The organism is Herbaspirillum sp. 1130 (assembly GCF_017833835.1).
GTDB classification, from domain to species: domain Bacteria; phylum Pseudomonadota; class Gammaproteobacteria; order Burkholderiales; family Burkholderiaceae_D; genus Herbaspirillum; species Herbaspirillum huttiense.
In genome coordinates this window covers 549318-574368 of the sequence record NZ_JAFICQ010000001.1, presented here as the reverse complement: position 1 = coordinate 574368, position 25051 = coordinate 549318, and the positions used below count along the sequence as shown (strand labels likewise).

At 62.5% G+C, this 25051-nt stretch carries 30 protein-coding genes; 1 reads left to right on the top strand and 29 read right to left on the bottom strand.

All coding sequences use genetic code 11. The features are described 5' to 3' along the window. Positions 1-347: 347 nt before the first annotated feature. From sctC to JOD78_RS02515, 25 genes are all read right to left on the bottom strand, one after another. Entirely contained in the window at positions 348-2465 is a 2118-nt protein-coding gene (sctC, locus tag JOD78_RS02635; RefSeq protein ID WP_209568874.1) for a type III secretion system outer membrane ring subunit SctC, read from the bottom strand. Continuing rightward, positions 2462-2878, bottom strand: a complete 417-nt coding sequence (locus JOD78_RS02630) for a hypothetical protein (RefSeq protein ID WP_209568876.1) — start codon at positions 2876-2878, stop codon at positions 2462-2464. Before JOD78_RS02630 ends, sctC begins: the two co-directional genes overlap by 4 nt. A 4-nt stretch (positions 2879-2882) precedes the next feature. Further along, a complete protein-coding gene (locus tag JOD78_RS02625; RefSeq protein ID WP_209568878.1) occupies positions 2883-3110 on the bottom strand; it encodes a hypothetical protein in 228 nt (75 codons plus the stop codon). A 124-nt stretch (positions 3111-3234) separates the two neighbouring features. Beyond that, the gene (locus JOD78_RS02620; RefSeq protein ID WP_209568880.1) at positions 3235-3843 is read right to left on the bottom strand and encodes a FliH/SctL family protein; all 609 of its coding nucleotides are present in this window, start codon (positions 3841-3843) and stop codon (positions 3235-3237) included. 31 nt (positions 3844-3874) lie between these two features. After that, positions 3875-4501, bottom strand: coding sequence for a hypothetical protein (locus JOD78_RS02615; protein WP_209568882.1), 627 nt, complete (start codon positions 4499-4501; stop codon positions 3875-3877). Continuing rightward, positions 4498-5466: a type III secretion inner membrane ring lipoprotein SctJ gene (gene sctJ, locus JOD78_RS02610; RefSeq protein ID WP_245201957.1), complete on the bottom strand. Its 969-nt coding sequence runs from the start codon at positions 5464-5466 to the stop codon at positions 4498-4500. Before sctJ ends, JOD78_RS02615 begins: the two co-directional genes overlap by 4 nt. Before the next feature lie 3 nt (positions 5467-5469). After that, positions 5470-5871, bottom strand: coding sequence for an EscI/YscI/HrpB family type III secretion system inner rod protein (locus JOD78_RS02605; RefSeq protein WP_209568884.1), 402 nt, complete (start codon positions 5869-5871; stop codon positions 5470-5472). Positions 5872-5954: 83 nt separating this feature from the next. Next, positions 5955-6557, bottom strand: coding sequence for a hypothetical protein (locus JOD78_RS02600; protein WP_209568886.1), 603 nt, complete (start codon positions 6555-6557; stop codon positions 5955-5957). Next, entirely contained in the window at positions 6554-7666 is a 1113-nt protein-coding gene (gene sctU, locus JOD78_RS02595; protein ID WP_209568888.1) for a type III secretion system export apparatus subunit SctU, read from the bottom strand. The genes JOD78_RS02600 and sctU overlap by 4 nt, the downstream gene beginning before the upstream one ends. Continuing rightward, positions 7663-8457: a type III secretion system export apparatus subunit SctT gene (gene sctT / locus JOD78_RS02590; protein ID WP_209568890.1), complete on the bottom strand. Its 795-nt coding sequence runs from the start codon at positions 8455-8457 to the stop codon at positions 7663-7665. The genes sctU and sctT overlap by 4 nt, the downstream gene beginning before the upstream one ends. A 13-nt stretch (positions 8458-8470) precedes the next feature. After that, on the bottom strand, positions 8471-8734 hold the full coding sequence (gene sctS, locus JOD78_RS02585; RefSeq protein WP_209568892.1) for a type III secretion system export apparatus subunit SctS: 264 nt from the start codon (positions 8732-8734) through the stop codon (positions 8471-8473). A 41-nt stretch (positions 8735-8775) separates the two neighbouring features. Next, complete coding sequence (gene sctR, locus JOD78_RS02580; RefSeq protein WP_209568893.1) at positions 8776-9435, bottom strand: type III secretion system export apparatus subunit SctR; 660 nt, start codon at positions 9433-9435, stop codon at positions 8776-8778. Further along, a complete protein-coding gene (gene sctQ, locus JOD78_RS02575; protein ID WP_209568895.1) occupies positions 9429-10526 on the bottom strand; it encodes a type III secretion system cytoplasmic ring protein SctQ in 1098 nt (365 codons plus the stop codon). The genes sctR and sctQ overlap by 7 nt, the downstream gene beginning before the upstream one ends. Before the next feature lie 75 nt (positions 10527-10601). Beyond that, complete coding sequence (locus JOD78_RS27865) at positions 10602-11219, bottom strand: hypothetical protein (protein ID WP_245201956.1); 618 nt, start codon at positions 11217-11219, stop codon at positions 10602-10604. Positions 11220-11222: 3 nt separating this feature from the next. Next, positions 11223-11726: a hypothetical protein gene (locus JOD78_RS02565; protein WP_209568897.1), complete on the bottom strand. Its 504-nt coding sequence runs from the start codon at positions 11724-11726 to the stop codon at positions 11223-11225. Continuing rightward, positions 11723-13111, bottom strand: coding sequence for a FliI/YscN family ATPase (locus JOD78_RS02560; protein ID WP_209568899.1), 1389 nt, complete (start codon positions 13109-13111; stop codon positions 11723-11725). Before JOD78_RS02560 ends, JOD78_RS02565 begins: the two co-directional genes overlap by 4 nt. A 17-nt stretch (positions 13112-13128) precedes the next feature. Beyond that, a complete protein-coding gene (locus JOD78_RS02555; protein WP_209568901.1) occupies positions 13129-14166 on the bottom strand; it encodes an FHA domain-containing protein in 1038 nt (345 codons plus the stop codon). Between the two features lie 55 nt (positions 14167-14221). After that, complete coding sequence (locus JOD78_RS02550) at positions 14222-14647, bottom strand: hypothetical protein (RefSeq protein ID WP_245201955.1); 426 nt, start codon at positions 14645-14647, stop codon at positions 14222-14224. A 68-nt stretch (positions 14648-14715) separates the two neighbouring features. After that, complete coding sequence (locus tag JOD78_RS02545; protein WP_209568903.1) at positions 14716-15180, bottom strand: hypothetical protein; 465 nt, start codon at positions 15178-15180, stop codon at positions 14716-14718. A 201-nt stretch (positions 15181-15381) separates the two neighbouring features. After that, entirely contained in the window at positions 15382-17472 is a 2091-nt protein-coding gene (gene sctV / locus JOD78_RS02540; RefSeq protein ID WP_209568905.1) for a type III secretion system export apparatus subunit SctV, read from the bottom strand. Positions 17473-17480: 8 nt separating this feature from the next. Beyond that, a complete protein-coding gene (locus JOD78_RS02535) occupies positions 17481-17747 on the bottom strand; it encodes a hypothetical protein (RefSeq protein WP_245201953.1) in 267 nt (88 codons plus the stop codon). A 22-nt stretch (positions 17748-17769) separates the two neighbouring features. Continuing rightward, the gene (locus tag JOD78_RS02530; protein ID WP_209568909.1) at positions 17770-18222 is read right to left on the bottom strand and encodes a hypothetical protein; all 453 of its coding nucleotides are present in this window, start codon (positions 18220-18222) and stop codon (positions 17770-17772) included. Continuing rightward, positions 18219-18545 carry a hypothetical protein gene (locus JOD78_RS02525; protein ID WP_209568911.1) on the bottom strand — a complete coding sequence of 109 codons (327 nt, stop codon included), beginning with the start codon at positions 18543-18545 and terminating at the stop codon, positions 18219-18221. Before JOD78_RS02525 ends, JOD78_RS02530 begins: the two co-directional genes overlap by 4 nt. 10 nt (positions 18546-18555) lie before the next feature. Next, a complete protein-coding gene (locus tag JOD78_RS02520) occupies positions 18556-19062 on the bottom strand; it encodes a hypothetical protein (protein WP_245201952.1) in 507 nt (168 codons plus the stop codon). A gap of 363 nt (positions 19063-19425) precedes the next feature. Continuing rightward, entirely contained in the window at positions 19426-20229 is an 804-nt protein-coding gene (locus JOD78_RS02515) for a hypothetical protein (protein WP_245201951.1), read from the bottom strand. 288 nt (positions 20230-20517) lie between these two features. Here JOD78_RS02515 and JOD78_RS02510 point away from each other — a divergent pair, with 288 nt between their 5' ends. Further along, positions 20518-21126 carry an RNA polymerase sigma factor gene (locus JOD78_RS02510; protein ID WP_209568916.1) on the top strand — a complete coding sequence of 203 codons (609 nt, stop codon included), beginning with the start codon at positions 20518-20520 and terminating at the stop codon, positions 21124-21126. Between the two features lie 94 nt (positions 21127-21220). Here JOD78_RS02510 and JOD78_RS02505 read toward each other — a convergent pair whose 3' ends face one another. From JOD78_RS02505 to JOD78_RS02490, 4 genes are all read right to left on the bottom strand, one after another. Further along, the gene (locus JOD78_RS02505; RefSeq protein ID WP_245201950.1) at positions 21221-21703 is read right to left on the bottom strand and encodes a hypothetical protein; all 483 of its coding nucleotides are present in this window, start codon (positions 21701-21703) and stop codon (positions 21221-21223) included. 159 nt (positions 21704-21862) lie between these two features. Further along, a complete protein-coding gene (locus JOD78_RS02500) occupies positions 21863-23158 on the bottom strand; it encodes a methyltransferase regulatory domain-containing protein (protein ID WP_209568918.1) in 1296 nt (431 codons plus the stop codon). A 16-nt stretch (positions 23159-23174) separates the two neighbouring features. Further along, on the bottom strand, positions 23175-24752 hold the full coding sequence (locus JOD78_RS02495) for a class I SAM-dependent methyltransferase (protein ID WP_209568920.1): 1578 nt from the start codon (positions 24750-24752) through the stop codon (positions 23175-23177). An 87-nt stretch (positions 24753-24839) separates the two neighbouring features. Beyond that, positions 24840-25007, bottom strand: a complete 168-nt coding sequence (locus JOD78_RS02490; RefSeq protein WP_209568922.1) for a hypothetical protein — start codon at positions 25005-25007, stop codon at positions 24840-24842. Positions 25008-25051: the final 44 nt, after the last annotated feature.

Here is a 25051-nt window from a genome sequence, read left to right as displayed (position 1 = left end):
AAGTAATTTGTTCTGAATACATGACTAACCCTTATGCGTCATTTGGTTGATTTCTTCACCGCCCGATGCTCTTGTCAGGGTGTTGCGGCGATACAGAAAGTGGCATCTGTCCGCAATTTCTCCTCGAGACTGGCTGAGCGACCTTTGCCTTGCTGGCTTCTGTTTGTTTTATTTCTTGTTGATAGTAAAGAAGATTCAAGACGGAGATTCTCAAAAAATATGACCGGCATTTTCTTAGAATCCTCCCCGGCATTTCTTAAAAAGATCGAACGTTCGCTTCCTCATCAAATCGTTCTCAAGACCCGTTGCCCTCTTCTGCAACAAGGCTGTCACCATTACGTAATTACCTACATCATTCCGACGCCGGCGGGTCGCTTGCACTGGACCCGCGTTCGTGTGGGCAGGCGCAAGCCATTGCCAATGGGGCTGAAAGGGCCAGCTGCAGCAGCAGTGCTTACCGGGGCGGCAGGGGTATCGGATGCAGTGGTGGCCGCCGCGGTGGCGGGCGTCGCGCTGGCCTCTGTCGTATCGCTCGGACCGGCGGCATGCGGTGGCGGTCCTACCGGCAGCACGGGTCCGGTCGTGGTGCCGGGGATGCCTGGAGGCAGTGGCGGCATCGGTGCGGCTGGCGCACCCGGCATTGTTCCTGGCGCAGCGGGAGTGGCCGGAGTGGCGGGAATGGCCGGCGCAGCCGATTGGTCAGGCGACTTTTCGCGCAATGCCCTGGTCGTGGACACATCCAGACCGTCGGTGCCGGTGATGCGCGGCGTGATGAGGAACAAACGTTCCTTGGTGCTGGTGGACTGCGATTCACTGCGGAACAGTCCGCCCAACACCGGCAGGTCTCCCAGCACCGGCACCTTCTGCTTGTTCTTGCTCAATGCCTCGGCGCGATAGCCGCCGATCATCAGGGTCTGCTGCGAGTCAATGATGGCCTGGGTGCTGATGGTCGAGCGGGTGACGCTGGTCGATACCGTATTGTTGGGATTGCCGCTGTTGCCGCTGTCGTTGCTGTCCAAGGAGCCATCTTCGATGTCGACCTCCAGTCTCACCCGCGTCTGTCCACCATCATGGATGATGCGCGGGATCACGCGCAGCTTGGTCCCGGCGGTGATGTCGGCGAGGTCGGCCACGCGCTCACCCACCAGCGACACGTAGGCGCTACGGCTCAGGTCGAGCACGGCCGCCACGTTGTCCAGGGTCAGTACCGTGGGCGTGGCCAGGACGTGGGCATCGCCATTGGATTCCATGGCCTTGAGCCGCGCATAGAAGCGGGCGGCGTTGCTGATGAGCAGCGTGGCGCCGGGCAATGGCAGGTTCATGCCTTCCGAGGCGGCGGTAGTGGCATTGATGGTGCTGTTGACCGCGCCGGCGCGCACGCCCCATTCCACGCCCATGTCGGAGAGCTTGCTGCGATCGATATCGACGATGAGGGCCTCAATCTCGATCTGCTGCGGCTGGACATCCAGTTCGGCGATCAGCGAGGCATACATGTCGCGCTTGTTGATGTTGTCGTAGATCATGATGGCATTGAGGCTGGGATCGGCCTCGATGCGCGGACGTCCCTCCTCTTCGCTGGCGCGTCCGGAGTCACCGGCACCACCGCCATTACGACCACCGTCCATCGCGCCTCCCGGCATCATCAGGTTGTTGCCATTGCCCACGGGCGCAGAAAACAGCGGCCCCAGCCCCTCACCGGTGCTCTCGCCGATGGCAGCGCGCTCATTTTTGGGCTGGCGCGATCGTTTATTGCTGGCGGCATCGAAGCGTGGCGTAGAACCGCTCAATTTCTCGCCACTGTTGGGACCGAACAGCAGGTTGCTGAGGATGGTCTTGATGCCGGGGATGGTCTCGGTCTTGCCGCGCGAGGTGATGACACGATCCATCGCCGTGGCGTACTTGAGGCGGAACATCATGATCTGCCGCCCCTTGCGGGGCACTTTTTTGTCGCTGGCGGGCAGCAGCACATTACGGGCCAGATCGACATAGCTGCGCGGGCCGCTGACGATGACCACGCCCTCGTCCGGCAGCTCGCCCCAGCCGAAACGCTCGTCATACAGACCCAGCCCGACCAGCGCAGCCTTGGCGTCCTGCACGGCATCCTCGCCCACCTCCAGCCGCTCGGAGGTGTTGTCGCTGGCCGAGGCGACGTAGAGGGTGTTGTTGTAGACGAACCAGCGAAACTTGTAGGTCGCACCGAGCCGGTTGAGAAACTCGATACCGTTGTCGGCTTTGAGCCGCCCTTTCACCAGGCGGTCGCCCTCGCCGCTCATCGACAGCCGCACCCCGTAGGTACGGGAGAAATCCTCCAGCACACCATTGAGCGTCATGCCGTTGGCATTGATGGAAAAGCCGCTGTCCTTCCATGCTGCCGGCACGGCCGCATGCAGTGTCGTCCCCCACAGCAGCAACGCCGCCAGCAAGATGCCCATGCCCCACGATTTGATCCACTCGCGGCTATTCATTTCATTCCCCCGGACTGAGACAACAGTTTGTAGAAGCGTTCTTCATCGCGCCTGGTGCGCTTGTCATGGCCGGCAGGGGCGCGGGACAAGGCGACGCGCCACAAGGCCAGCTGGTTGAGCAGCTGCTCCAGCGGCTCTGCCAGGTCGTGCCAGCCACTTGCACCGGCCACCCAGCGCGACAGCACCAGTCCGCCTTCCGGCTCCCAGGCCAGACCTGCGTCGAATTCTCTGGCGCTCTGGAAACTCACGCGCATGGCCTCGGCCAATGCACTGTCGCTGGGCCGGCCGCCGAGGTAGACGCCCAGCTCGGCACCTTCCTGGCGTACCCGCAGAAACACCGTCTCACCATCGATGACGACCGGTTCATCCAGCGGCAGGGTCTGCAGCCAGTGGTCTGGGCTCTCGGTGGACATCGTGTTACTTGGTTTCGTTGAGGACGGTCTTCAACGGCTTTTGCAGCAGATTGAACTGGGCGCTCATGGCGCTTTTGGTGACGGATTGCTTTTGCAGCAGATCCATGAAGGTGGCCGGATCAGGCATCTCGCCGTCGACCTGCTGGCGGTTGAAGTCGTTGATCTTCTGGCTGATCTCATCGAACTTCTTGTCCATGTGGCGTAGATTCTGCAGTACCGGATTGCTCGACATGACGCTCATCTCCTCATGTGGATGACAGGGGGCTTACGGCGGATAGGTGGCAGCGGCCTGGACTTCAGTTCGGATTTTTTGCGAGCTCGCTATCTGCCGGGTCGATGTGTTCTGCCACCACTGCTCATGAAGGATCTTGGGCTCCGAGGTGGGTGCGGGCAGCGGCCAGACCATCGCGCAAAGCCTGCACCGCCAGCGCAAAGTCGCTGCGCCACTCCCCGCTGGCCGCCTCCAGGCGGCAACTGCCCGGGGCCAGCGCGGAATCGGTCTGGATCTCCCAGGGCGAAGCCGGCAGCAGCTGCTGGTCGTCCGGGTGGACCCACAGTACCGCCTCGTGCAGCTTGGCTGGCGCCTCCTGACTTACCCTGCGCAGCATGGCGGCGATGCGGTCACGCGGGGCAAGCTCCAGCAGCAGGCACTCCATCACGTCCTGCGCCAGATCCACGACGACCTCTTCGATGCGCTCCAGCATGTCGTGCTGCGCTCGTTGCAATCCCTCCAGCAACGCAGTCCCGCGTTGCGCGACTTCCTCCTGCTGTCGCTTTACGGCATGCCTGGCGTCTTCTGCGGCCTGTTCGCGTATCAGCTCAGCCTCGTCGCGGGCCTGCGCCAGCATCTGCTCTGCCAGTTGCGCCGCGTCGCTGGTCACGGTCAGCCCGGTGAGGCGCAGCACACCGTGGTGCGCACGCAGTTGATCCGGCACGGTCACACGCTGCACGGCAAAGTCGCTCATGGGTCGTCACTTTCATAAAACGCGGGCGATCTCATTCTTGCTGCGCACGCGTGCAACAGGACTGCCAACACCGCAGTGCACGCCGGGCGGCAGCGGCTGATTCGGCCACCGGTGATTGGGCCGCAGCGGGCAAGGCGCTGTCGATGCGGCTGCATTCGGATGGATCCAGCAAGCCGCGCAGGCGCGCCCACATACCGGGGAAATGTTGTTGCAGCCGCCACGCCAGTTCGGCCAGTCCGACCAGGACGGCGTCTGCCTGAGCACCGTCGGGGCTGCTGATCCGGGGGACGCAGCGCGTCAGCGGCTGGGCCAGCGAGATGCGCTGACACCAGGTCTGTTGGTCGCGGGTCAGCGTACCGAGAACCGACTGTTGGTGCTCCCGCGCGGCGAACAGGCCGCCGAACAGTCCGGCACGACGGCGCAACTCCAGCCCCTGCTGGCTGGCCGCACTCTGCCAGCCGGGATTGAACAGGCGCGGCAGGTCCGGGGCCAGCGCGGCGCGTTCACACCAGGCACGATAACTGTCGCGCCTGGCCACGAGAGTGGCGCTCATCCCCGGCAAGACGGCCAGATCAAGGTATTGCCAGGGGGCGAACCACCAGTCGAGAAAAGCCTGACTCAATATCGGTGGTGCAGGCTCGGGAACCAGATCGGTCACGATTTGCCCTGCCCTGCCTTGCCCGCTATCGCCGTTGCGGCTGCGGGGGCTGGCGAAGTCGGCGCAGCCGTGGCCTTGGTCGTGGTCGTGGTCGGTTCGGTTGGATCTGCGGACTTGGCCTTGCGCATGGCGAGCCGGGCGATCATCAACATGAGTTTGGGATTGCGCTGCACATGCAGGAATGCCAGCCAGCCGCCCCCCAGCAGGACCAGCAAAACCAGCCCCAGCAGGGTCAGGCCCAGCGCCCTCACCGAGGAGACGGCCACCACGAAGGGCCCCAGCGTGGTCCATTCGATGCCCGCCGTGGGCACCTCGCCGGGCATCATCACCACCGAGACCTTGGCACGTCCCTCCTCGCCGCTCAGGCCAGGAATACTGGAGGCCACCAGCTTGCGTATGCGCGGCATGACCATATCCTCGTCCAGCGGTGCACGATATTTGACGAATACCGCCGCTGACGACGGCTGAATCGGTTCGCCCGGTGCAATCCGCTCCGGCAGGACCACATGGACGCGCGCCGAGATAACATGGTCGAACTGCTGCAGCGTTGACTCCAGTTCCTCGGAGAGCCCGTGAATGTAGCGGATACGCTCCTCCATGGGGGTGGAAATCATCCCCTGCTTCTTGAACACCTCCCCCAGGTTGGACAGGTTGCGGCGCGGCAGGCCCGCCTCGTTCATGGTTTCGGTGGCGCGCGAGAGATCATCTTCCTTGACGATCAGCGTGACGCCCTCCTTGCTCTTCTGCTTCTCGACGCTGATGCCCTTGCGATTGAGCACCAGAACGATTTCGTTGGCATCGCCATCGGACAGACCGGCCTGTAGATTGACCGATCGTGAGCAGGCCGACAGCAGAAGCAGCAGCAACAGAATCGCCGCCAGGCGCGGCAGCTGTGCCAGCAGCCGGTTGCTGCAACGTGATCGCGGGCGCAGGGGCAGGAAATTGGCCAGTGGTCGCAGGCGCATGGTTTATTGGAGCTTGGTGAGCGAATCAACCGAGGTCACCGCCTTGGAGACGACCTTGGACACGGTCTGCACCCGTAGCTGGAAATCATTGAGTGCCATCATCGCTTTCATCAACTGCATCGAGTCGCCGGTACGGGTGGCCTGTTCCAGCAGCTTGGAGACGTACTGCTGGTCCTGCTTGATCTCCGCAGCCAGGTGCGTGGTGCGATCAACGATGGCCGAACCCAGCGAGGCGTTGTCGGTCTTGATATGCGCCGGATCGTTGTTCAGATGGCGCGCCAGGGCAGCACGGAAATCGCTGCTGTCGGCTGCATTGACGGGCTGCAAGTCCAGCGTCACGTTATTGTTCTTGCCCAGCGTTTCAAAGGAATAGCCGGCGCTGCCAGCCTCTGTCATCACACTCATGTTTTCGCCTCTCCAGGAAATGGCAGCTCTTGACTCCTTCCTGAGTGGTCGCTGGCGCACTGCTGGTTCCGCCCTGCCCGCGCTCAGAAGTCGGGGAGCAGGTCGCAAAATTGCCCGCCGCAGCCTAGCGGCGAAGAGGGATCGCAGAACCCGGACTGCAGGCAGCGACGTTGCCGCTGGCTCGGCGACAAGGGCGCACCGGGCGCGATCAGTGGCGGCGTTACTATGCGGGAAGATCGCAAGGACACCGAGACCTGGGTGTCCTTCAGCGCAAGATGATGGGCGCGATCACCGCTGCCGATGATGGTCTCTTCTCCCGCGTCGCGTTCGGTGCCGCCCGTGACCATGCCGGCGTTGTCATCGCATGGCCCGTCCGCTTCGCCCGGCAGCAGACCGCCAGCCTCCCCGGACCTTGCTTGGGGCGCAGGCGATACAGGTAATGCGGTCGCTTGCATATCACCGATGATCTCCAGCTGGACGGTGCAACTGAAACTCGTGATGTCTCCGATGTCGGTACGTGCCGCACCGGTCTCCGAACTGTCGGGGTTCTCCTTGCCGCTCACGCGCACCCGGGTGACGGTATGGCTCAGCGTCGCCTTGATGGTGCGTCGGGACAGGCTTTCTCGGGCGGTTCCCGGCGTTGTCGTCTGCTCGGCGCTGCTGAGATAGTCGGGCATTTTCATCATGGCGGCCCTTCCGATGAATCCGGTTTGATGCCGTGACTTTCCAGCTCGACGTGGCGGTCGGTGCGGGCACTGGCCACCAGCTCGTGCACCACGGCATAGACATGGGCGACGGCCTCGTAGGTTTCTCGCGGGATCACCGTATCCTCATCGCAGTGGGCGTACAGGTGACGGGCCAGCCAGACATGGCGAATCACCGGAATGCCGCATTCGCGTGCGCGCCGGATCATGGCCCGCGCCGTCTCGTTCTTGCCTTTGGCCAGTACCTGCGGAACCATCTGCTGGCCTGCATCGTAGTAAAGGGCCACCGCGAAGTGGGTCGGATTGACCACTACGGCGTTGGCATTGGCGGTCTTGGCCGCCGGTACCTCATTGGCCCACTGACGCGCCAGCCGCTTGCGCTGCCCCTTAATGAGCGGATCGCCCTCGGACTCCTTGTGCTCACGTTTGATTTCCTCCTTGTCCATCATGAGTTCCTTCTTGTGGAAGTACTTCTGGATGGCAAAGTCGACCAGACCGAGACACAGACAGACCACGATGACGACGTGGAAGATGGACCGCAGGATGGTCAGAAAACCGTAGTAGCTGTCCTTGGGATCGCCGCTGGAGAGAGAAACGATGTTGGCCAGATTCCCGCGCACCAGCACGTAGACGATCCAGCCGATCAACAGCGCCTTGCCCACGGTGGTCATCAGCTCCACCAGCTTCTTCTTGGAGATGATCTGCTTGAGACCATTGACCGGGTTGAGCTTGTCGAACTTGGGCGTAAGCGCCTCGCTGGCCACCAGCATACCGAACTGCCCCCAGTGGGCGGCCACGCCGATGACGATGCAGACCACAAAGCAGGTGGCCACGACGATAGCCACGAAGATGCCGGCCGAACTGAGGATGGACATGGCCACCGGGATGAAATCCTGTCCCACTCCATGGATGCCGGCCTCCATCAGGTTGGAGATGGCACCGCGCCAGAGCGATTCGGTGGACAACGCCAGTTCGGCCACCACCACCAGCATGGCCAGCCGTGCCAGATCCCGACTGACGGCGATCTGGCCCTTCTTCCTGGCATCCTCGATCTTCTTGTGGGTAGGTTCTTCGTTCTTTTCGTCACTCATCGCTTCCCCGCATCGGTCAGGCTGGCCAGCAGGTCCAGCAGATGGGAAAAGTCGCCGGTCACGTGATGCGAAAAAGTGGCCCAGTACATCAGCAGGATCAGCAAGCCGACCAGACTCTTGATGGGGGCGGACGCGAACGAGACCTGCAGATTGGAGGCGAATACCCCGATGATGGCGAAGGCGAATTCGATGAGCATCAGGGGAATGATGACCGGCGCGCCATACACCACGACATACCACAGGAACTCGCCGAAGCGCTTGACCAAGACATCGAAATGCCCAGCCTCAAAAGGCGGCAACAAGGTGTAGGCAGGCCACAGGGCATAGCTCTCCAGCAGGATGCGCGCCAGTGCCGAAAACAGTCCGGCCTGCACCATCACCAGCACCACCGCTTGCAGCAGCATGGCACCGATGGCACTGGCATCGCGGTCCACACTGGCGTTGTTGGCCTGGATCTGGATGGGTGAGCGCTGCATGTCGAAGATCGATCCGATGGACTGCGTGACCCACAGCGGAAGCGCCATCAAGACACCGAACAGCAGACCGATCATGGCTTCCTTGAAGGCCAGCATGGCCGAGAGCAGGAAATCGGGAACGCGGTCCTGCACGAACAGAAAGGTCGGTACCGCAGCCGGCAGCGCAATGGCCATGGCGGTGGCGTTCTTGACCATCCCGGTCAGCACGTTCAGGCCGAAGCCGGGCAGAATCACCAGGCACACCAGCACGCGCGGCGTGACGATGGCAACGGTCACCATCACCGCATGCAGGTCGATCAGGGTGGAAGATTGCATGGGCGCTGCAATCTCAGCGGCCGATGTCGGGGACCATGGTCATGGCCAGGTCCGCCAGCCGCAGCAGTTCCACACCGATCCAGCGGCCCATGGTCGCCAGCGTGACGGCCACCGCCACCAGCTTGACCACATAGGGCAGCGTCTGGTCCTGGATCTGGGTCACCGCCTGGATCAGTGAGACCACCACGCCGCACAGGGTGGCGATGACCAGCGGCGGTGCCGACATCATCACTGCCATCCAAAGGCCTTGCTGGAAAAAATTGAGCGTATCAGCCATCTTCGCTTTCTTGTGAAATTGCGCCGAACCCGGAAGACCTGTCACACATAGGACAGCGCCAGCGCATTGAGCAACTTGCCCCAGCCGGCCACCAGTGTGAAGAGCAGCAGCTTGAGGGGAATGGTGATGGTCTGCGGGCTGACCTGCTGCATGCCCAGCGCCATCAATAGATTCGAAATCAGCAGATCGATGATCACGAAGGGGATATAGATCAGAAAGCCGATCTCATAGCCGGCCTGCAGTTCCGATACCACGAAGGCCGGGATCAGGATCAGCGCATCGCTGGGGCGCGCCTCCTTGGCCACGTCCTTGGGCCAGAGTTTTTTGGCCGATGCAAGAAACAGCTCGCGCTGTTCCGGTCGGCTGACCTTCATCATGAATTTGCGCAGCGGCTCGAATGATTCCTGCGCCCTCACCAGCAATGGTGTGGTCCGTGACGTGACCGGCGAGGACTCCATCTGTAACGCGTGCACCCCGATCTCCTGTACCGTCGGTGCCATGATAAACACGCTCAGCGCCAGCGAGATGCCATAGATGGCCAGTGTCGGCGGCACCTGCTGCACCCCGATGGCGTTGCGCAGGACCAGCAGCACCAGCGAAATTTTCAGGAACGAGGTGGTCGTCACCACCAGCAGCGGGATCAGCGCCAGCAGGGCCAGCAGGACAGAAAACGATACGACGTCGAACTGATTGTTCAGCATGCCCCACCCCAGTGGACGATACGAATGCCCAGCGCGCCATCCACATCCACCACTTCGCCTTGTCCCACCCGGCGGCCTCCACAGAAGATGCCGATGTCGCCCGGTTGGCCGGACTGCAAGGCAAGAATCGATTGCGGGGCCAGACTGCGCACCGCTCCCAGCGGCAAGGCGATGCGTCCCAGTTCAAAGGTCAGCGTCAGCGACAACGCTTCCAGCGCGGCGGGCGCGTCGACTTCCGCGATGCCCTCACCTGCGGGGGAATCCGGCGCTGCGTCGTAATCGAGATCCTCTGCTGATTCCATATCCAAGCTTGACTCCGGTGAGATGAGTTGCAGTTGCGCGGGAGCGAGATAACGTACACGCCAGCTGCGCCCGGCCAGATTGAGCCTGCCCGTGCCATTGCTCTGGAAGGCAGGACGGGAGGGCAAGATGATGTCCCCCGGCGCCAGTGCGGCGCAGTCCGCATCACTTAGTCGGTGCCATCCGAGCAACACGGGTTGGTGCCACGGGATCGCAAAAAAATCGTCTTCTGGCGCGCGCAGTGCGGTGAGGTCACAGTCCTCCAGCAAGCGCAGCCAGGTTTGCGGCGCCGCGTGCAGACTGCCCAGCATCACATGAGCGTCTTGCTGCAGGCTCAATTCCAGGGTGCAAACCTTTGATGCATCGGCTATCTGTGCAGACCTGATCCGTGCGGTCCGGTACAACGGGCTGCCCTGCAATCTGGCGGCGACGGCAGCGGTCAACCACGGCGGACATTCCTGAGTTGATGGATCGGCCAGCGCCGCAGTGAGGTCGATGCCGGTGAGTACGCGCAACCAGCGTATGCCGTCGTCGAGCCACACGGAACCGGCCGGTCCCGACAGCAGGAGCGGGATGTCTGCTGTCTGCGACGCTGCATTGCCTGTGGCCAGACGCAGCGTCAGCTCGCCCTGCTGGTCCGGCAGCACCATGAGCAACCCGCGTCCGACCTTGCGCGTCAGCGCCGCCAGGCTGGCAGAGACCTTGGGTGCGCGGCGCAGAAGAGGATTCGTGGTCAATCGGGCAGACTCGCCGTTCTGCTCCGGAAGGTCGCCGGCAACGGTATAGGACATGAATGGGGCATCCTGCTGCATGGTTGATCGTAGGTGTCCGCATTAGGGCTGGCACCCGGTCTGTTGGCCATCCAGCTAGAGCACGGCCAGTCGCACGCTTCTGCCCATACGTTGCGCCAGCCCCTTTTCTAGTTCCATTCTTTTGCCAAGCAGGATCTCGCGCAGCCGATCGCTCCCGGCCGCCAGCAGGAACGAGGCCAGAGACTCCCTCAGGTCGGTCAGCACGGCCAGCGTCTCGCCACCGGGCAGGATGACCTCAAAGACGCCGCTCTGGGCCTGCACAGGCAGCAGATCGAGCAAGGCCTCTGTATCGAAATTTGACGTCGCGTCCGTGCTGCCCAGTCCCTCTTCCGGCTGGCTGTCGTCCTCCCCGGAATGCTCCTGCTGTCTGTCCTCTGGCAACACGATGCAGCCATCCATACGCGCTGTATCGCTGGCACTGGCCGGTGCGCGTTCGCCGCTGCCCGACATGGCCGAACGCTCCCGGGTCACCCGCCGGGGGCTCGCGGGCGTACGTGGACGCTGGTTGTTCTGCGTGCCTGGCTGAGCATGCGAGGGAGCCGCCGCCGGTGCCGGCCGTACCGGCGGCAAGTGTGCCGTGAATGGCGGCGCGCGATTGGCCGGTGAGCGCTGCACCGGCAGCGGCTCGCCGCAGAGGTGCTCCATGACCGAAGAAATGGTTTGAGGTGACATCCGTCATTGCTCCATCATCTGCGCCTGCGCACGCATTTCGTCGCGCAAGACGCTCAGTTTTTCCTGCTGCCGGTTGGCTTCGAGCACCTTGCGCCGTGCCTCGAAAAAGACGCTGCGTGCCTGGCGGCAGCGCTGTACCCATTCCTGGCAGCGCAGATACAGTTGGGCGCTTTCCGCCTGCATGCGCTTGTAAAGCGCCTTGGCGCGATTGAATTGGCCGGTGGTCAGTGTCATCTGCATGAACTCGCGGCGCGACTGCTGCCACTGCTCCTGAGTGCGGGCCAGCATGTCACGCCAGAGTTGCCGTGCCTGCCGCAACTGATTGCGCGAGGCCCGCCAGGCCTGGCGGGCCTCGTTGCGCTCGCGCTCCAGACGCCCGAGACGCTGCTTGCGCACATGGAGCAACTGATCCAGCCGCCGGTCCTCGCGCTTGCGTTCGGGTACATCGATGACCTCACGGCGGCCGCGACGTCCGATCCCGCCCGCGATCTGATGTGCGGTCGTCATGCCTGCAATTCCATGAGCTTGTCCAGCGTCGGCTGGAAGGGAGCACTGCTGCTGGTATCCTGGCGCAGGAAGGCCAGTTGCTCGTCCCGCAGCTTGACGGCGCGGTCGGCTACCGGGTCGGTACCGCTCTTGTACTCACCCAGGCGGATGAGCAGCTCCATCTCCTGATAGCGCGCCATCAGTTCCCGGAAATGCGATGCCGCCTTGCGGTGTTCGCGGGTGGTCACATTGCTCATCACCCGACTGATGCTGGCCAGCACATCGATGGCCGGGTAATGCCCCTGTTCGGCCAGTTTGCGGGTCAGCAGAATATGACCATCCAGCAACGACTTGGCTTCGTCGCCGATGGGATCGGATACCGATTCGCCATCCACCAGCACCGTATACATCGCCGTAATCGAACCCTGCGGCGTCCCCCCGGCGCGCTCGATCAGGCGCGGCAACATGGTGTAGACCGAGGGCGTGAAGCCGCCCCGGGCCGGTGGCTCGCCGGCGGCCAGGCCGATTTCGCGCTGGGCACGGGCAAATCGGGTCAGTGAGTCCACCAGCAGCAATACCTTCATGCCGCGATCGCGGAAAGCCTCGGCGATGGCGGTAGCGGTAAAGGCCGCGCGCGCCCGTTCCATCGAAGTACGGTCGGACGTCGCGCAGACCACCACGGTCTTGCGGATCAGTTCGGCATCCAGTTCATGTTCCAGGAATTCGTTGAGCTCACGGCCACGCTCGCCGATCAGTCCGAAGACGATGGCCTGGGCTTCACAGCCGCGCGCAATGGCCGCCATCAGCGTGGTCTTGCCACATCCGGGCCCCGCGAAGACGCCGATACGCTGTCCCGTCCCCATGGTCAGCAGACCGTCGATGGCCCGTACGCCCGTGGCCAGCGGCACCGAGATGCGTGGCCGGTCGGTGGCCTTGGGGGCGTCGCGCATGACCGGCGAGATGGCGCGCCAGGTCGCCACGTTCTCCGCCGCTGCCGGCGCGCGAAACATCCAGCGACCGAATCCGTCCAGCACGCAACCGAACAGGTGATCCCCGACCTCGATGCTGTGAGCGCGCCGCAAGGGTTCGATGATGGTGCTGCTGGAGACCCCTTCCAGCGGACTCAAGGCCGACAGGATCGCCGCCTTGTCGGTGAAACCCACCACTTCGGCCAGGATGGGCGGACCTTCCCCATGCGGGCCGCGCAGATGGCAGAGTTCACCGATCTGGACCGGCGGCATGTGGGCTTCCACCAGGGTGCCCAGCACCTGCGATACCTTGCCGAAGCTGACGAACCCCGGTCGCAGAGGCAGACTCTGGCGCCATGCGCCGAGCTGCCGACGCATGTGTTGCAGTTTGCGTTCCAACGGATCGGCATCGTCGACGGCTGCGGTCGTGGCTGGCATCGGGCTTAGCGTCGGGCTTACCATCGGACGTTGATGTTGTGGCGGCCGGTGAAGCTGACCTGGTTGTTGTCGATGGCGGCCAGGACGACGCCGCGATATTCGTCGCCGATATAGAGACGCCGGCCATCCTCGGTGACGATGCTGGCATTGCTGCCGGAAATCACCTGCTGGATGCGGAACGGCAACATCGATTCGGCGCTGCCGATCTTGACCCTGACCGGGAAGTCAATGTCATGCGCACGCACGAAGCTGCTGAGCATGCGCTGGAAGCGTTCGCTCTCGTCTTCATCCAGGGCCGCCTGCAATACCCACTCGTGATCGTCCAGTTGCAGATTGAAACGCTTGAGCAGATCCACCTCCGCCAGCCGCTTGCGAAAGGCCGCACGCAACTGTTCAGGCGTCATCCTGGCAGCGGGCGGCTCCATGGCCGCGGTGGTACCAATCGGCGGCAGCAGCCGCTCATTGGCGCTCAAACTCTGCTCCGCGTCGACCGGGTAATGGCGGGTGATGGCATAGGCCGCTGCCGCCGACAGCAACGCGGCCAGCGACAAGGGCAGCAACAACAGGCGACGCCCGCGTTTGGTGTTGGTGGGTGCGGTGGGCAAGGTCTCTGCCGACGGCGTGGCCGTGGCCTCATCTGCGCTGATCACGGTGGCGTCCGTGACCGCGTGGTGCACCTCGTCGTCTTCCGCAGCGTGCGGGATCGGCGCATCTGGCACCTCGGCCACGCTGTCGACCGGCTCCGGGGGAGGATCACGCCAGGGTGTGCCTTCTTCGGTGACGGTCAGCCAGATCGGACCGAGGCGTGCGAAATCGTCGACCTCCAGCTTGAGGAAATCACGCTGGTGGTTGTCCTCGGCATTGCGCAGCTGGCCGTCCAGCGCTTCCAGTGTCCAGCCCTCGGGGCTCAGCGACACATTGGCGTGGCGTGTGGCAATGCCAGGGTCCGCCAGGACCACATCGGCCTCGTCGCTGGCACCGATGATGCAGACCTGGTCGCCAAGCGGGATAGTTGCACCGCGAAGATAACCATTCAGAATCCGCATTTCATGCATGACAATGCTCCATCAAATTCAAGAGTGAACCGGTGATGTGGTTGCCCCTGCAGGCTCAGAACTCGGCACTTTTGAGCAGTGCCAGCAAAAGGCTGCCTCCGCCGCTCCTGGCGGTCGATGGGTCGAGCGGATTCCAGCCGGGATTGTCACTGTTGAGCAAGGCCCCGATGACCATGGCTTCGGCCAGTTCGCGGCGCTGCTTGGCCAGCTTCTCGCGCTCGCGGCCGGCCGCTTGCAAGGAAATGGCGCTGTCAGATTTGCTGCGCAGCAGGGCCGGGGTACGTTTTTCCTTTTCGGCCAGCGCCTGATTGACCTCCTGCATGACTTCCCCGATGAACAGGCAGCATTTCTCCCTGAGCTGATCGATCTCCTGTGCCAGAAAGCTGTCCTTGCTCGCCCGGTCGATGATGTTCTGCGCCTGCTCCCGGGTCATCGGTGAGGCGGGCGGCTGGGCTGGTACTTCTTTTGCAGAAAAGCTCATGAATTACACTCCGTTGAATCAAGCGATAGGGATAGGCGAAAGGACGGTGTGCTGAAACGCCAGTGTCATCAGCTTTGTCCGCGGCGATCATGCCGCTCTGCCGCCGATGCGGCGGCCTCCGCGTCGCGTTGGCGCTGGCCTGCCAAGGCTTCCAGCACGTCCGTGAAGGCCGGCGGTGTTGCCGTTGCATGCGCACCATGCGGTGCGCCCGGCCCCCGCGCCTCCAGCAACGTCAAGATCCTGAGCAGGTCCTGTTCGACGCTGTATTGCTTGACTTGCAGTCGTTGCCTTGCGTGCGCAAAGATGCCGGCGTAGAAGGTGCGGGTATCGTGCGCCTCGCCATTGCGTGTCGAAAATGCACGCATGGTGTGTTCGAGATGCTTCAGGCTGAAGGCGGCATACGCCACCATGAACCGCCGCGATAGCGACACCGCCTGACGCGAGACCTTGGCCAGCAGGGACGGGGATCCGGTCTCTGCGGCATGATCGTGATGAATCTCGGGTGCTCCCGAGGAGTTGACATGAAAAGCCATGATTGTTGCTCCAACAGATGAATTGCGATGAGCGCCGTGATGGCGGCCCCTGACATCTTCACCGTCGTCGCCTTGCGGCTGCGGGCATCCAGTCTGACTGCACACTTGCAGCGGGGCGGGACGGAGAAGACCTACCCTTCTTTATGTCGGTCTGTGGCAACAAGTTCCACGGTGGTGCAGTGGCGAGCTGCCCTGCCCGGCTCAGATCTCGATCATTCCGACCGGTTTCACCTTGGCATGCTGGGTCAGCTCGGAAAAAGCGAAGACCGGCACCGGAAAGAATTCTTCCTCGATGAGCTTGCGCACCGAGCGCCGGATGTCGGCGGCGGTCACCAGTACCGGTGGCGTGATGGGGGTACTGACGTTGGAAGACAATTCGTTGAGGCGGTCCAGAAACATCTGTTCCAGTTCCGAATCGATGTCGAGGTAGCTGCCCTGGCTGGTCTGGCGCATCGCATTGCGCAGCTTGTCCTCCAGTTCCGGAGACAGCAGGATGACTTCGATGAGCCCCTCCCTGGCGACCTCAAAACAGAGCTGGCGCTTGAATGCCAGCCGCACATAGTCTGCGATGACATCCGGATCGCGTTCCTTGGGTGCCCAGTCCAGCGTGGTTTCCAGCAGCAGGCGGGCATTACGCAGGGCGACGCCTTCGCGCGTCAAGCGCTGTACCACTTCAGTGAGCCGCGGCAGCGTCACCGACTTGATGACCTCCTTGCCCAGTTCGGGGTAACGCCGCTCGGCCCAGCGCGTGAAGCGGATGACCTCGTTGACGCCGACGAACATCTGGCAGTTGCGCAGCATCTCCACCTCGATATCGGCAGAGAAGACGTGTTCCCAGCGCTGTACCGGCACGCCCGTCTGGGCCAGTTTTTCTTCATCGTCCAGACGCAGCCAGACGCGGCGGCGGCGTGATCCGGCGATATTGCGTTCGTGCGCCTCGAAGCCCAGTTCGGTCACCCGCTCCAGATTCTCGCGGGTCGCACCCCAGCCCAACATGATGGGTTCATCGATCAGGGGAACCTCGGCCATCAGGAATTGCACGCGACCTTCCGGCACAGCGGTATGGAACTCGAACTCGATGGGCTTGAGATCCGGGATGCCACGCCGCTCAAGCAATCCGTTGCGCATGATGCGTACCGCCGAGCGAATGATTTCGGCCTCCGGCGTGTTGCGCATGGCTTCGGGCATGCGCAACGTAAAGGGGGTGGTGGCCGAGAAATTGGTGAGGTCGACGATGCCGGCGTTGGCGCGCTCGATCTCCTCGGCCTCCAGCTTGCTCTGGGCATCGGCCAGCGGTTTGAGGACCCCGACCATGCCGGCCACGAACAGCGCCAGCGCCAGGATGACGAAGACCATGCTGGGCATGCCGGGGATGGCTGCAAACAACAGCATGATGGCCGCCGCCGTCAGCAGAGCCCGCGGCTCGGCAAACAACTCGCCGACCAGATCGCGGCCGATATTGGTGCTCTTGCCCGCTTCCTCATCCTTGCTGACCCGGGTGGTGATCACGCCAGCGCCCAGCGAGATCAGCAGGGCCGGGATCTGCGCGATGAGGGCATCGCCGATGGAGAGGATGGAATAGACCCGCATCGATTCTGCAGCATCCAGATTGCGCTGGATGATGCCGATGGAGATGCCGCCGATGAGGTTGATGGCCACGATGCAGATGCCGGCGATGGCATCCCCTTTGACGAACTTCATGGCGCCATCCATGGCCCCGTGCAGCTGGCTTTCCTGCCCCAGCTTGGCGCGCTTTTGCTTGGCTTCCTCGGCCGTCAGGATACCGGCGCGCAGATCGCTGTCGATGGACATCTGCTTGCCGGGCATGGCATCCAGCGAAAAGCGTGCCGATACTTCCGAGACCCGCTCCGAGCCTTTGGTGATGACGATGAACTGCACCACCGTCAGGATCAGGAAGATCACCAGACCCACCACCAGGTTGCCGCCGACGACAAAGTTGCCGAAGGTCTCGACGATATGGCCGGCGTCGCCTTCCAGCAGGATCAGACGCGTGGTCGAGACCGAGATGGCCAGCCGGAACAGCGTCGTCAGCAGCAGCACCGCCGGGAAGGTGGAAAAGGCCGTGGGCCCGGGCATGTACATGGCCACGATCACGATCAGGCCGGAGATGCACAGGCTCAAGGCGATGAGCATGTCCAGCAGCCATACCGGCATGGGCAGCACGAGCATGAACACGATGCCGACGACGAAGGCGGCGACGATCAGTTCGGCGCGCTGGGCAAGTTTGGCAGCAAACTTGTTGAGCGCCATCAGTATCCCGATTCCTTGCATGCCTTCCCCTAGCGATTGGTGGCGCAGAGCGCCTGGGACGCCTCGCCTGCATTGAGCCTGGCGAGGATCAGGTCGATCCAGGCTGCGTTTTCCGTATTGCGCATGGTCAGAAGACGCTGTCGGTCCACCGGCTCAAGCAATTCGGTCGCCGCATAGGACGCCATCAGGAACAGTTTCGGTTCGTCCGGCCACACTTGCAGGCAGCCCTGGGCCAGCTCAAAGGCCGCTTCGTACTGGTAGGCGCTGAAGTAGCCCCAGACCAGAGCGATGGCCATGAGCCGTTCCTCGGAGAGGGCATCATGCGGTCTCTTTCTTCTCATCATTTTCCTGGTCTTGCTGAATGGACGGTCCCTCGGCGTGGCTGCGTCGCATCTGCTGCAGGCGCAGACGCCAGTCGATGTTGTCGTTGATCCTGCGTACTGCGGCCAGGCAGGGGCCGCGTTGTTGTTCAGGCAGTTGCAACGAATGGGCGATCAGCACCTTCTGCAGCTGGCGCATGCACGGCACCGGGTTGAGGCTCCATGCCGGGCTGTCGAAGGAGCATTCGGGGCCAAGCAGGCGGTTGAGCACCACCATCCCCGGATCGACCGGCAGATCCAGGGGGGGCAGCGAATTCTCCTGCTCGACCGGCAACAACTCCGGCAGCGCCTTGCGGGTGACCGGCAGCTGGGGAAGGCTATGGATATCCCCAAGTTCATCTAACCCGGCCAGATAGCCCGGATCACTGGCACTGAGTTTCTGATGGATCAATTGAGCAACTCCTCTGCAATGGCCAGCGCCGCATCGTCCAGTGGCGGGACTTGCTCATGGACGCTGCTCAGTCGCTGCAGCACGTAAAGGCTGCCGTCGGTGAACATGGCGGGCAACCAGGCGCCATACCGCTCCAGATCTTCTGCGCGTCGGCTCAAGATCTGCCTGGCAGACGCAGCCCCCTCGCGCGTGCCGCCCATCCCGACAATGACGCCCTCGGCCAGCGGATAGACGAACAGCACCAGGCCATCCTCCCGACGCCGGGTGGCTACCACCTTCTGCAAGCTGGCGTCATGAATCATCGTGGTGAGAATCTCTTCCATCTCCCTGCTCTCAGCTCCTGATCCTGGTTTCCCGCTGGCGCATGGCCAGCACCGATTCACGCCACTGGCGCTCGCGAACCTCGTCTCGTGTCATCACGCTGGGCGCATCGTCCTGGTAGAGATTGATCTGACGGGTCAGCTCCTCCAGCAATTCGCGGCGCATCTGCATTTTTTCCTGCGGCCACAGAATCATGGGCAAGCGCGTCATGGCATCCCGGATCAGGAGATACACCCTGCCCTTGCCGTGGTTGTCGAGCTTGCGCACATCCACCATCTGCGACACCAGATGCGCCACCTTGCCCTTGCCCCAGCCCGCTTCTGCTGCGGTAAGCATCAGTACCGCCAATTCCGCGCTGCTTTGCGTGATCAACAGCTTTTCCTTGTCGCACAGCGCCACGCGCAACTCATCGGCGATGGCAATACCCGATCGCACCAGCGTAAAGGCCGAGGCATCGGACATCGTGAGCCAGTAGCGCCCTATGCTCCGATGCGGATTCTTGCGCAAATCCGATTTCATCTTGAGTCTTCCTGTTCCGGCGAGTGGATGAAAACACCGACGAAGAATTGCATGAAAAATGCGCCCGCCTTCTCAGCAGGCGCTGACATCAGCGCTCCGTGTGAAGGACGGCGGTACGCTGCGCGTGCCGGGGTTGTTTCAAAATTCCGGTCTGCGCAACATGGCCGATAGCTGGCCAAGGCCGTGCAGCTCGCTCCCGTGGGCAGGTTGCCACCCATCCAGGAGCTTGCGTCGCAGCGCCTCGGCTACGGCAAAATCGAATCGGAGACTCATGCCGCGGCCCCGCCTCGGTGTTGTCGCAGCGCGGGCCATGTCAGTACTCGTTGCATTGGTGTTCGCTTTCATTTCATGTTGTGAAGAGGCTCAGAAGCCGGCCATCATGCGTGCCCGCAAGCTGCTCAGCGCCTGCTCGCACTTGGTCGGTCCGAAATTACGGATCAGTGCCTTGAGCATGGTCAGTGGTGTCAGCGGCGCATCGAAATTGCCCTTGGACTTTGCGCCGATCAGGAAACGCAGCTCGCGCGTGCTGGGTCCGCTGGCGGAGATACCATCCTCGCCGGCCATCGCTTCGAGCGAACTGACCATCTCATCGCTCTGCTGCAAGGCGCGTCTGAGCTCATGGGGATGGCGCTCGGTGAGATTGTTCATCATCGCCGTAAGTGCCTTCTTGATCGCCCGGTCTTTGCCGCCACCCTGCGGATTCTGTTCAATCTGTTCCAAGGCCTCGTAGAACACGTGGTAGCGCTGCAGCGGATCGAAATGCCTGGCCAGCATGGCCTCCACCTCCGCCTGGCGCTCACGGTCCGCCCCGTTGCGCAGCAGATCCAGGGTCTGTTCGATTGGCGCGAACAGTTCTTCCTCGTCCTCGTCGCGGTGTTCCTTCTCGCTCACTCTGACTTTGGACTTGCGTGCGGGCGTGGACAGCTTTTGCTGGGTCTGTGCGCGCACCGGTGCGCGCAGGCGCTGCCGCAGGCTCTTGCGGCTGAACGCCAGTCCCTCCTGAACCCCGGCCAGGACCTCCAGCGCATCGAGCGGACTGAGTTCGGCCGTCGTATTGGCATTGCCCAAGGGATCCATGCCGGGACGATGGCCGTGACGCAGATGCGGCCTGGGCAGGGTGGTGTCCGGGCTGAGGTTGTCGAGGCTATCGAAGGGGATGATTTTCATGTTCATGGCCCTGAGTGGCTCGGCCCGCGTCCATGGTTCCTTCCCCTCACTGCGGCCCCAGTGACGGGTGCGCAATCTTGTCGGTGGCTACCCTAACATCTCCGGTTCCGGAAATTTCTCATCAATGATGAAGAGCTTCCTCAACATTTTTCAAAGTCTCATGAATGTTCACCGTTTTGATGAAACTTGATCTGTCGCTGCTATCTTCCGCCCCAACCAGCAAGGTTCGCCCGCCAACGCGGCGTGACCCTGCCCCCACCCACCCCTCGATTTTCCAAGGAGGAGCAAATGAATCAAGCATTCGAAGAACAACTGCACGACAGCGCAGAGAAACATGACGAGTACGCCCAGGAACAAGCGGCCGCTCAAATCGTCCCCATCGATGTCGTTCAACTCTATACCGAACACAGAACTCACTTGTTGCGCTTCATCCAGCGCTATGTCGGCAGCCATGAAGATGCCGAAGACGTAGTACAAAACACGTTCATCGAAGCCAGCAAATGCGCGCATCGCTTTTCCGGGCTCTCCAAGCCTTCGACATGGCTGTTCGGCATTGCCCTCAACCTGGCACGCAACCAGGTCCGTCGCAACATCGCCGACCGCTGCGATGCCGTCGATGAGAATTTCATGGAACAGATTGTCGATACGCACGCGGATCCGGCCGTGCTTTATGAAATGCGCCAGATGGCCGAGAAGGTCGAAAACCTGCTCAACGAATTGCCCGTCAAGATCCGCGCCACTTTCGAGGCCGTGCTCGATGGCGATGCGACCTACGAGGAAGCCGCCGAGCACCTGCACATTCCGATTGGTACCGTACGCTCACGGGTCTCGCGCGTACGCGCCACCGTGCGCAGCAAATATGGCAGCGCGCCGCTGAGCCACAGTCTGTACGCCTGATGCGAGACATGGGCCTGCCCTGTTCGTTAGGGGCAGGCGCGCCTGAGCGTAGCTGAGTTACAGGACGTCGTTAAGGAAACAGCGGAAATACGCCCTAGCCACCCGAGGCGGCACCGGCATTGATCGCCAGATGGTAGTCGCGGGCAATGTCGGCGGTGAGGAGGATGGCATCCATGATGCTGCGTTCGTCGGCCAATGCGTCCACGGCGATGCGCTGCACAACGATATAGCAGCCCTGATCGGCATGCCAGAGGAAATCGGTATGCGGTGGCAGGGGCGGTGCGCCCGGCGGAGAAAACATGCGCGGCAGGTAATGCGGCTGCTCGCAACGGGGCAGCAAGGCCGTGATGGCAAGGTGGTGATCCGAGGTGTCGGGATCGATCAGGGTCCGCGTGAAAATCTCGCCCAGCTGCAACTCCAGCACCGCCACGCTCGCGTCAGGTTGGCCGGTCAAGCCGATGAGCTCGCGCAGCAGGCGGTTGACCCCTTCAATGTGGGTCTCGCCGGACGGACCAGACTTCTCTTCTTCACTATCCAATGGTGGCGTCTCGCTATCGTTGCAAACGGGAATGGCCAACGGTCCTCCCCGGGTCATGATTGGCCAGGCGCAGCGCGCCCGCCCAATGCAGCCGTTATTCTAACCGCGAAACGCCGTGGGCCGGCGCGGCTTCTCAACGCCTCGTAATGATGACGCCAGGCAATATCCGGGCGCGCCAGCGCGCCCTTGTCGCACGCATCAGCGTTTGTGCAGGGTGCGCCCTGCCGACGCATACCGCATGATGATCGCATCGCTCTGGGCAGCAGCGAGGCGCGGCACCGGCGCGACCGGCAGCTCACCAGCGCCGAGAAAATGAACGCCGGCCTGGCCCGAGGCTGTCAGCAATGCGGCCATTTGGCCAATGTCTTCCAGCCGCAGCGGGAACAGGGCTGGAATCTCGGCCAGCTCCACCAGACTGTGTGGTCGCCGTACCAGCGCATTGAGCACCGGCTCATAGAAACGAGGATCGGCCTTGACCATGCCGATGGACAATTCCAGATCCAGCGTGAGGCTGTCCGGCAGGCTGGTCAGCGACAGACCGAGTTGACGCAGCCAAAGCTCGCGCCGCGAAGAAGTCATACGCCGCACCCCGCGCAGGTAGATATCCGAGCGCCAACTGGTGTTGCACAGGTAGTCCTTGACCGTTTCGCGCAGGATGGGATCGTCCACCGTCGCCAGCAACTGTTGCTGCTGTGGCGTCAGGTAGAGCCGGGGAAAGGCCTGCGCCAGGTCTGCCGGGCCCACGTAATCCATCTTGGCCCCGGCCATTACTCTTGCGACGTCGGCATGATAGAACGCCGTCCAACCCTCGCTCAGGCATGCTTGGGCCAGATAGCCGCCCTCTTCCTGGCGCAGCGAATCGAGCTGGTACTGCAGATTGGGATTGCCATCGAAAAAGCTTGCCCCCGCTGCCTGCAGTTGCTGCACCATCTCGCGTGCCGCTGACATCTGTTTGTGCGTGGCAGGGCCATCGCTGCAGGCCCGTTCACGGATGAGGCGCTGCAGCGGCAAGGAGGGGCTCCATCCCGGCATGGCGTCATAGTTCAGCCAGACGATGCCGCCCGGCTTGAGACAGCGGGAGATCAGGTCGACGATACACTGGGGCTGGCCGGCACCGGCCCGGCTGTAGAGGCCGCGCAGAGCGATGAAATCCATCGGCGGCAATTCGGTCAGCCTGGCAGCGACCTCAGCGACGCTGTATTCCAGTACGCAGAGCTTGTCCGGTTCAGCGACCTGTGTTGGTTCCCGCGCGCACTGCATCTGGGCGGGTCTGCAATCGATTGCGTAGAAGCGCCCCTGGGGATTGGCTGCCGCCAGCGCGCTGGCAGCCAGGTCCGGTCCCCACCCCAGCTCCAGATAGTTGAACGGGCGATCCAGCGCTACCGGTTCCACACCATGGAGAACGCAGGAAAAACTCAAATGCACCGGGCTTGCCTCCCGGTAGAAACCGCTCGGATCATCGATGCCGGCGACATACGCTTGCTTGCACTCCATAGTTCCTCTTTGTCGATCAATGCGCGCCGACCTGTGCCGCATCCGGCAACATCAGCAAGTGCTTCCAGAACGGGCGGCGGCGGGTCAGGATGGCCTTGACGGTTTCTTGTACCTCACGCCTTTTTTCTTCCGCGCTCACCAGTTCGCGCTCGTCCAGAAGAATTGGCACATGCTGCGACTCGACCCGGCGCAGCACCCGGCTGGCCAGGTCCGTGGAACTCATGGTGGCGGTATGCGGATCAGCCAGCGAGTTGTAGACCAGCCGCTGGAACAGTGGCGTTGCCACGCCGCTGCCCAGCAAGGGCGACGCGAATACGCGATAGCCGCTATCCAGCTGGGCAATCGCCTGATTCAGGCACAGCGCCGGTCGACGATCCTGCGTGGCGGATTGGAGGAAATAAGGCGCGGCCTGTCCGGTGTCGACCAGCAAGGCCGCCAGACTTGCAATATCAGCCAGGCTCCGGTCTTGCAGACACCGCAGCTGGCGCAATTGCGCCAGACTTTTGGGGCCGGGCGCCAGCGCGTCCAGCATGGCACCGTAGATCTCGGCATCGGGCTGGTGGGCATGGAGGGGGAACCCCATCTTCAGGCTCACCGTCTCCCGTAGCACCGTCAGTGCCAGGCCTATACGGTCGAACCATTGCTCCTGTTGCCGGTCGCTCAGAGGACGCTTGCCACGCACGTAGATATCCTTGCGAAAGCAAGTGTTCTTGACATAATCATTTACCGTTTCACGGAGCGCGGAGTCTTCGATCTGCTGCAGCAGGTCGCGTTGCTGTGCATTCATGTACAACGCGGGGAATGCCCACGACAGGTCGGCCGACCCCACATACTCCAGCTTGGCCTGGGCCGCAGCGCGAGCCACATCGATGTGATAGAGCGGCTGCCAGCCCTGGCTCAGGTATTCGTGAACCAGTTCGGGCGCGCCGCCGGCATCCTGCTCCATGGCGAGCCGCAGATGGGCCTGCAGGTTGGCGCTGGTGGTCCTGGTGAAATAGCCGCCCTGGATTTCCGTCAGAGCCCGCACGAGACTGCGGGCCTTGTCGATTTGTGCCTGCATGCTGCCCGGAGAGCGGCTCGCATGTTCCAGCAGAAGGCGCTGCAGTGGCAAGCTCGGGGCCCAGCCGGGCATGGCGTTGTAGCTCAGATAGACCACCCCGCCCGGCTTCAGGTAGCGCTCGACCAGGCGCATGATGCAATGGCGGTTTTCAGCGCTGACCCAGCTGTAGACGCCATGCATCGTGATGAAATCCAGCGGCGGCAGCGCCGTCAGACTATCGGCCAGATCAGCGAAGCTGGCTTCCAGAAAGCGGATGTTCTGCAGTCCTGCCGCCTCGGCCAGTTGCCGGCTGCCCGCGATGTGCGCCGGATTGAAATCGACGGCATAGAAATCTGCCTGAGGATTGGCCGCCGCCAGAATATTGGCGGTCAGGCCCTGGCCCGATCCCAGTTCCAGATAGCGGAAGTGCCGCTCCGGAGAAGGTGGCTCGCAGCCATTGAGCAGACACGCGAAACTCAACTGGGCGGGACTCTGCTCGGGAAAAAACGTGGCCACATGGTCGATATCGGCAACATAGCCTTCATGCCATTGCATTTGAATCCCTCGTGATGAGTTGAGATGACGACGGCCGCTTGCTGCGCACCGACCCACAGCTGTGCCAGGAGCGCGCCCGCAGGCGCTTCATTTGCGTGGCAGACGGCGAATGCGATGCCAGGGGAAATGCTCGTCCAGGCGTAGTTCCTCGCCATCCCCGAAGTGCTCCAGGGAGGGCGTCCTGCGACGCTTGCGGTTCTTTTGCGGCCCGTTCTCGCGCTCCATGGCGTCGATGCCAGACAGATACCTTTTCATGCTGAACTCCAACCGGGATGTATGCAGATTGATTTCTGAAACGA

Bases quoted from the DNA above. Each gene is read 5' to 3' on its own strand.
- sctC (WP_209568874.1), bottom strand. From the start codon at position 2,465: ATGAATAGCCGCGAGTGGATCAAATCGTGGGGCATGGGCATCTTGCTG.
- JOD78_RS02630 (WP_209568876.1), bottom strand. From the start codon at position 2,878: ATGTCCACCGAGAGCCCAGACCACTGGCTGCAGACCCTGCCGCTGGAT.
- JOD78_RS02625 (WP_209568878.1), bottom strand. From the start codon at position 3,110: ATGTCGAGCAATCCGGTACTGCAGAATCTACGCCACATGGACAAGAAG.
- JOD78_RS02620 (WP_209568880.1), bottom strand. From the start codon at position 3,843: ATGAGCGACTTTGCCGTGCAGCGTGTGACCGTGCCGGATCAACTGCGT.
- sctJ (WP_245201957.1), bottom strand. From the start codon at position 5,466: ATGCGCCTGCGACCACTGGCCAATTTCCTGCCCCTGCGCCCGCGATCA.
- JOD78_RS02605 (WP_209568884.1), bottom strand. From the start codon at position 5,871: ATGAGTGTGATGACAGAGGCTGGCAGCGCCGGCTATTCCTTTGAAACG.
- JOD78_RS02600 (WP_209568886.1), bottom strand. From the start codon at position 6,557: ATGATGAAAATGCCCGACTATCTCAGCAGCGCCGAGCAGACGACAACG.
- sctU (WP_209568888.1), bottom strand. From the start codon at position 7,666: ATGAGTGACGAAAAGAACGAAGAACCTACCCACAAGAAGATCGAGGAT.
- sctT (WP_209568890.1), bottom strand. From the start codon at position 8,457: ATGCAATCTTCCACCCTGATCGACCTGCATGCGGTGATGGTGACCGTT.
- sctS (WP_209568892.1), bottom strand. From the start codon at position 8,734: ATGGCTGATACGCTCAATTTTTTCCAGCAAGGCCTTTGGATGGCAGTG.
- sctR (WP_209568893.1), bottom strand. From the start codon at position 9,435: ATGCTGAACAATCAGTTCGACGTCGTATCGTTTTCTGTCCTGCTGGCC.
- sctQ (WP_209568895.1), bottom strand. From the start codon at position 10,526: ATGTCCTATACCGTTGCCGGCGACCTTCCGGAGCAGAACGGCGAGTCT.
- JOD78_RS27865 (WP_245201956.1), bottom strand. From the start codon at position 11,219: ATGTCACCTCAAACCATTTCTTCGGTCATGGAGCACCTCTGCGGCGAG.
- JOD78_RS02565 (WP_209568897.1), bottom strand. From the start codon at position 11,726: ATGACGACCGCACATCAGATCGCGGGCGGGATCGGACGTCGCGGCCGC.
- JOD78_RS02560 (WP_209568899.1), bottom strand. From the start codon at position 13,111: ATGCCAGCCACGACCGCAGCCGTCGACGATGCCGATCCGTTGGAACGC.
- JOD78_RS02555 (WP_209568901.1), bottom strand. From the start codon at position 14,166: ATGCATGAAATGCGGATTCTGAATGGTTATCTTCGCGGTGCAACTATC.
- JOD78_RS02550 (WP_245201955.1), bottom strand. From the start codon at position 14,647: ATGAGCTTTTCTGCAAAAGAAGTACCAGCCCAGCCGCCCGCCTCACCG.
- JOD78_RS02545 (WP_209568903.1), bottom strand. From the start codon at position 15,180: ATGGCTTTTCATGTCAACTCCTCGGGAGCACCCGAGATTCATCACGAT.
- sctV (WP_209568905.1), bottom strand. From the start codon at position 17,472: ATGCAAGGAATCGGGATACTGATGGCGCTCAACAAGTTTGCTGCCAAA.
- JOD78_RS02535 (WP_245201953.1), bottom strand. From the start codon at position 17,747: ATGGCCATCGCTCTGGTCTGGGGCTACTTCAGCGCCTACCAGTACGAA.
- JOD78_RS02525 (WP_209568911.1), bottom strand. From the start codon at position 18,545: ATGGAAGAGATTCTCACCACGATGATTCATGACGCCAGCTTGCAGAAG.
- JOD78_RS02520 (WP_245201952.1), bottom strand. From the start codon at position 19,062: ATGAAATCGGATTTGCGCAAGAATCCGCATCGGAGCATAGGGCGCTAC.
- JOD78_RS02515 (WP_245201951.1), bottom strand. From the start codon at position 20,229: ATGAAAATCATCCCCTTCGATAGCCTCGACAACCTCAGCCCGGACACC.
- JOD78_RS02510 (WP_209568916.1), top strand. From the start codon at position 20,518: ATGAATCAAGCATTCGAAGAACAACTGCACGACAGCGCAGAGAAACAT.
- JOD78_RS02500 (WP_209568918.1), bottom strand. From the start codon at position 23,158: ATGGAGTGCAAGCAAGCGTATGTCGCCGGCATCGATGATCCGAGCGGT.
- JOD78_RS02495 (WP_209568920.1), bottom strand. From the start codon at position 24,752: ATGCAATGGCATGAAGGCTATGTTGCCGATATCGACCATGTGGCCACG.
- JOD78_RS02490 (WP_209568922.1), bottom strand. From the start codon at position 25,007: ATGAAAAGGTATCTGTCTGGCATCGACGCCATGGAGCGCGAGAACGGG.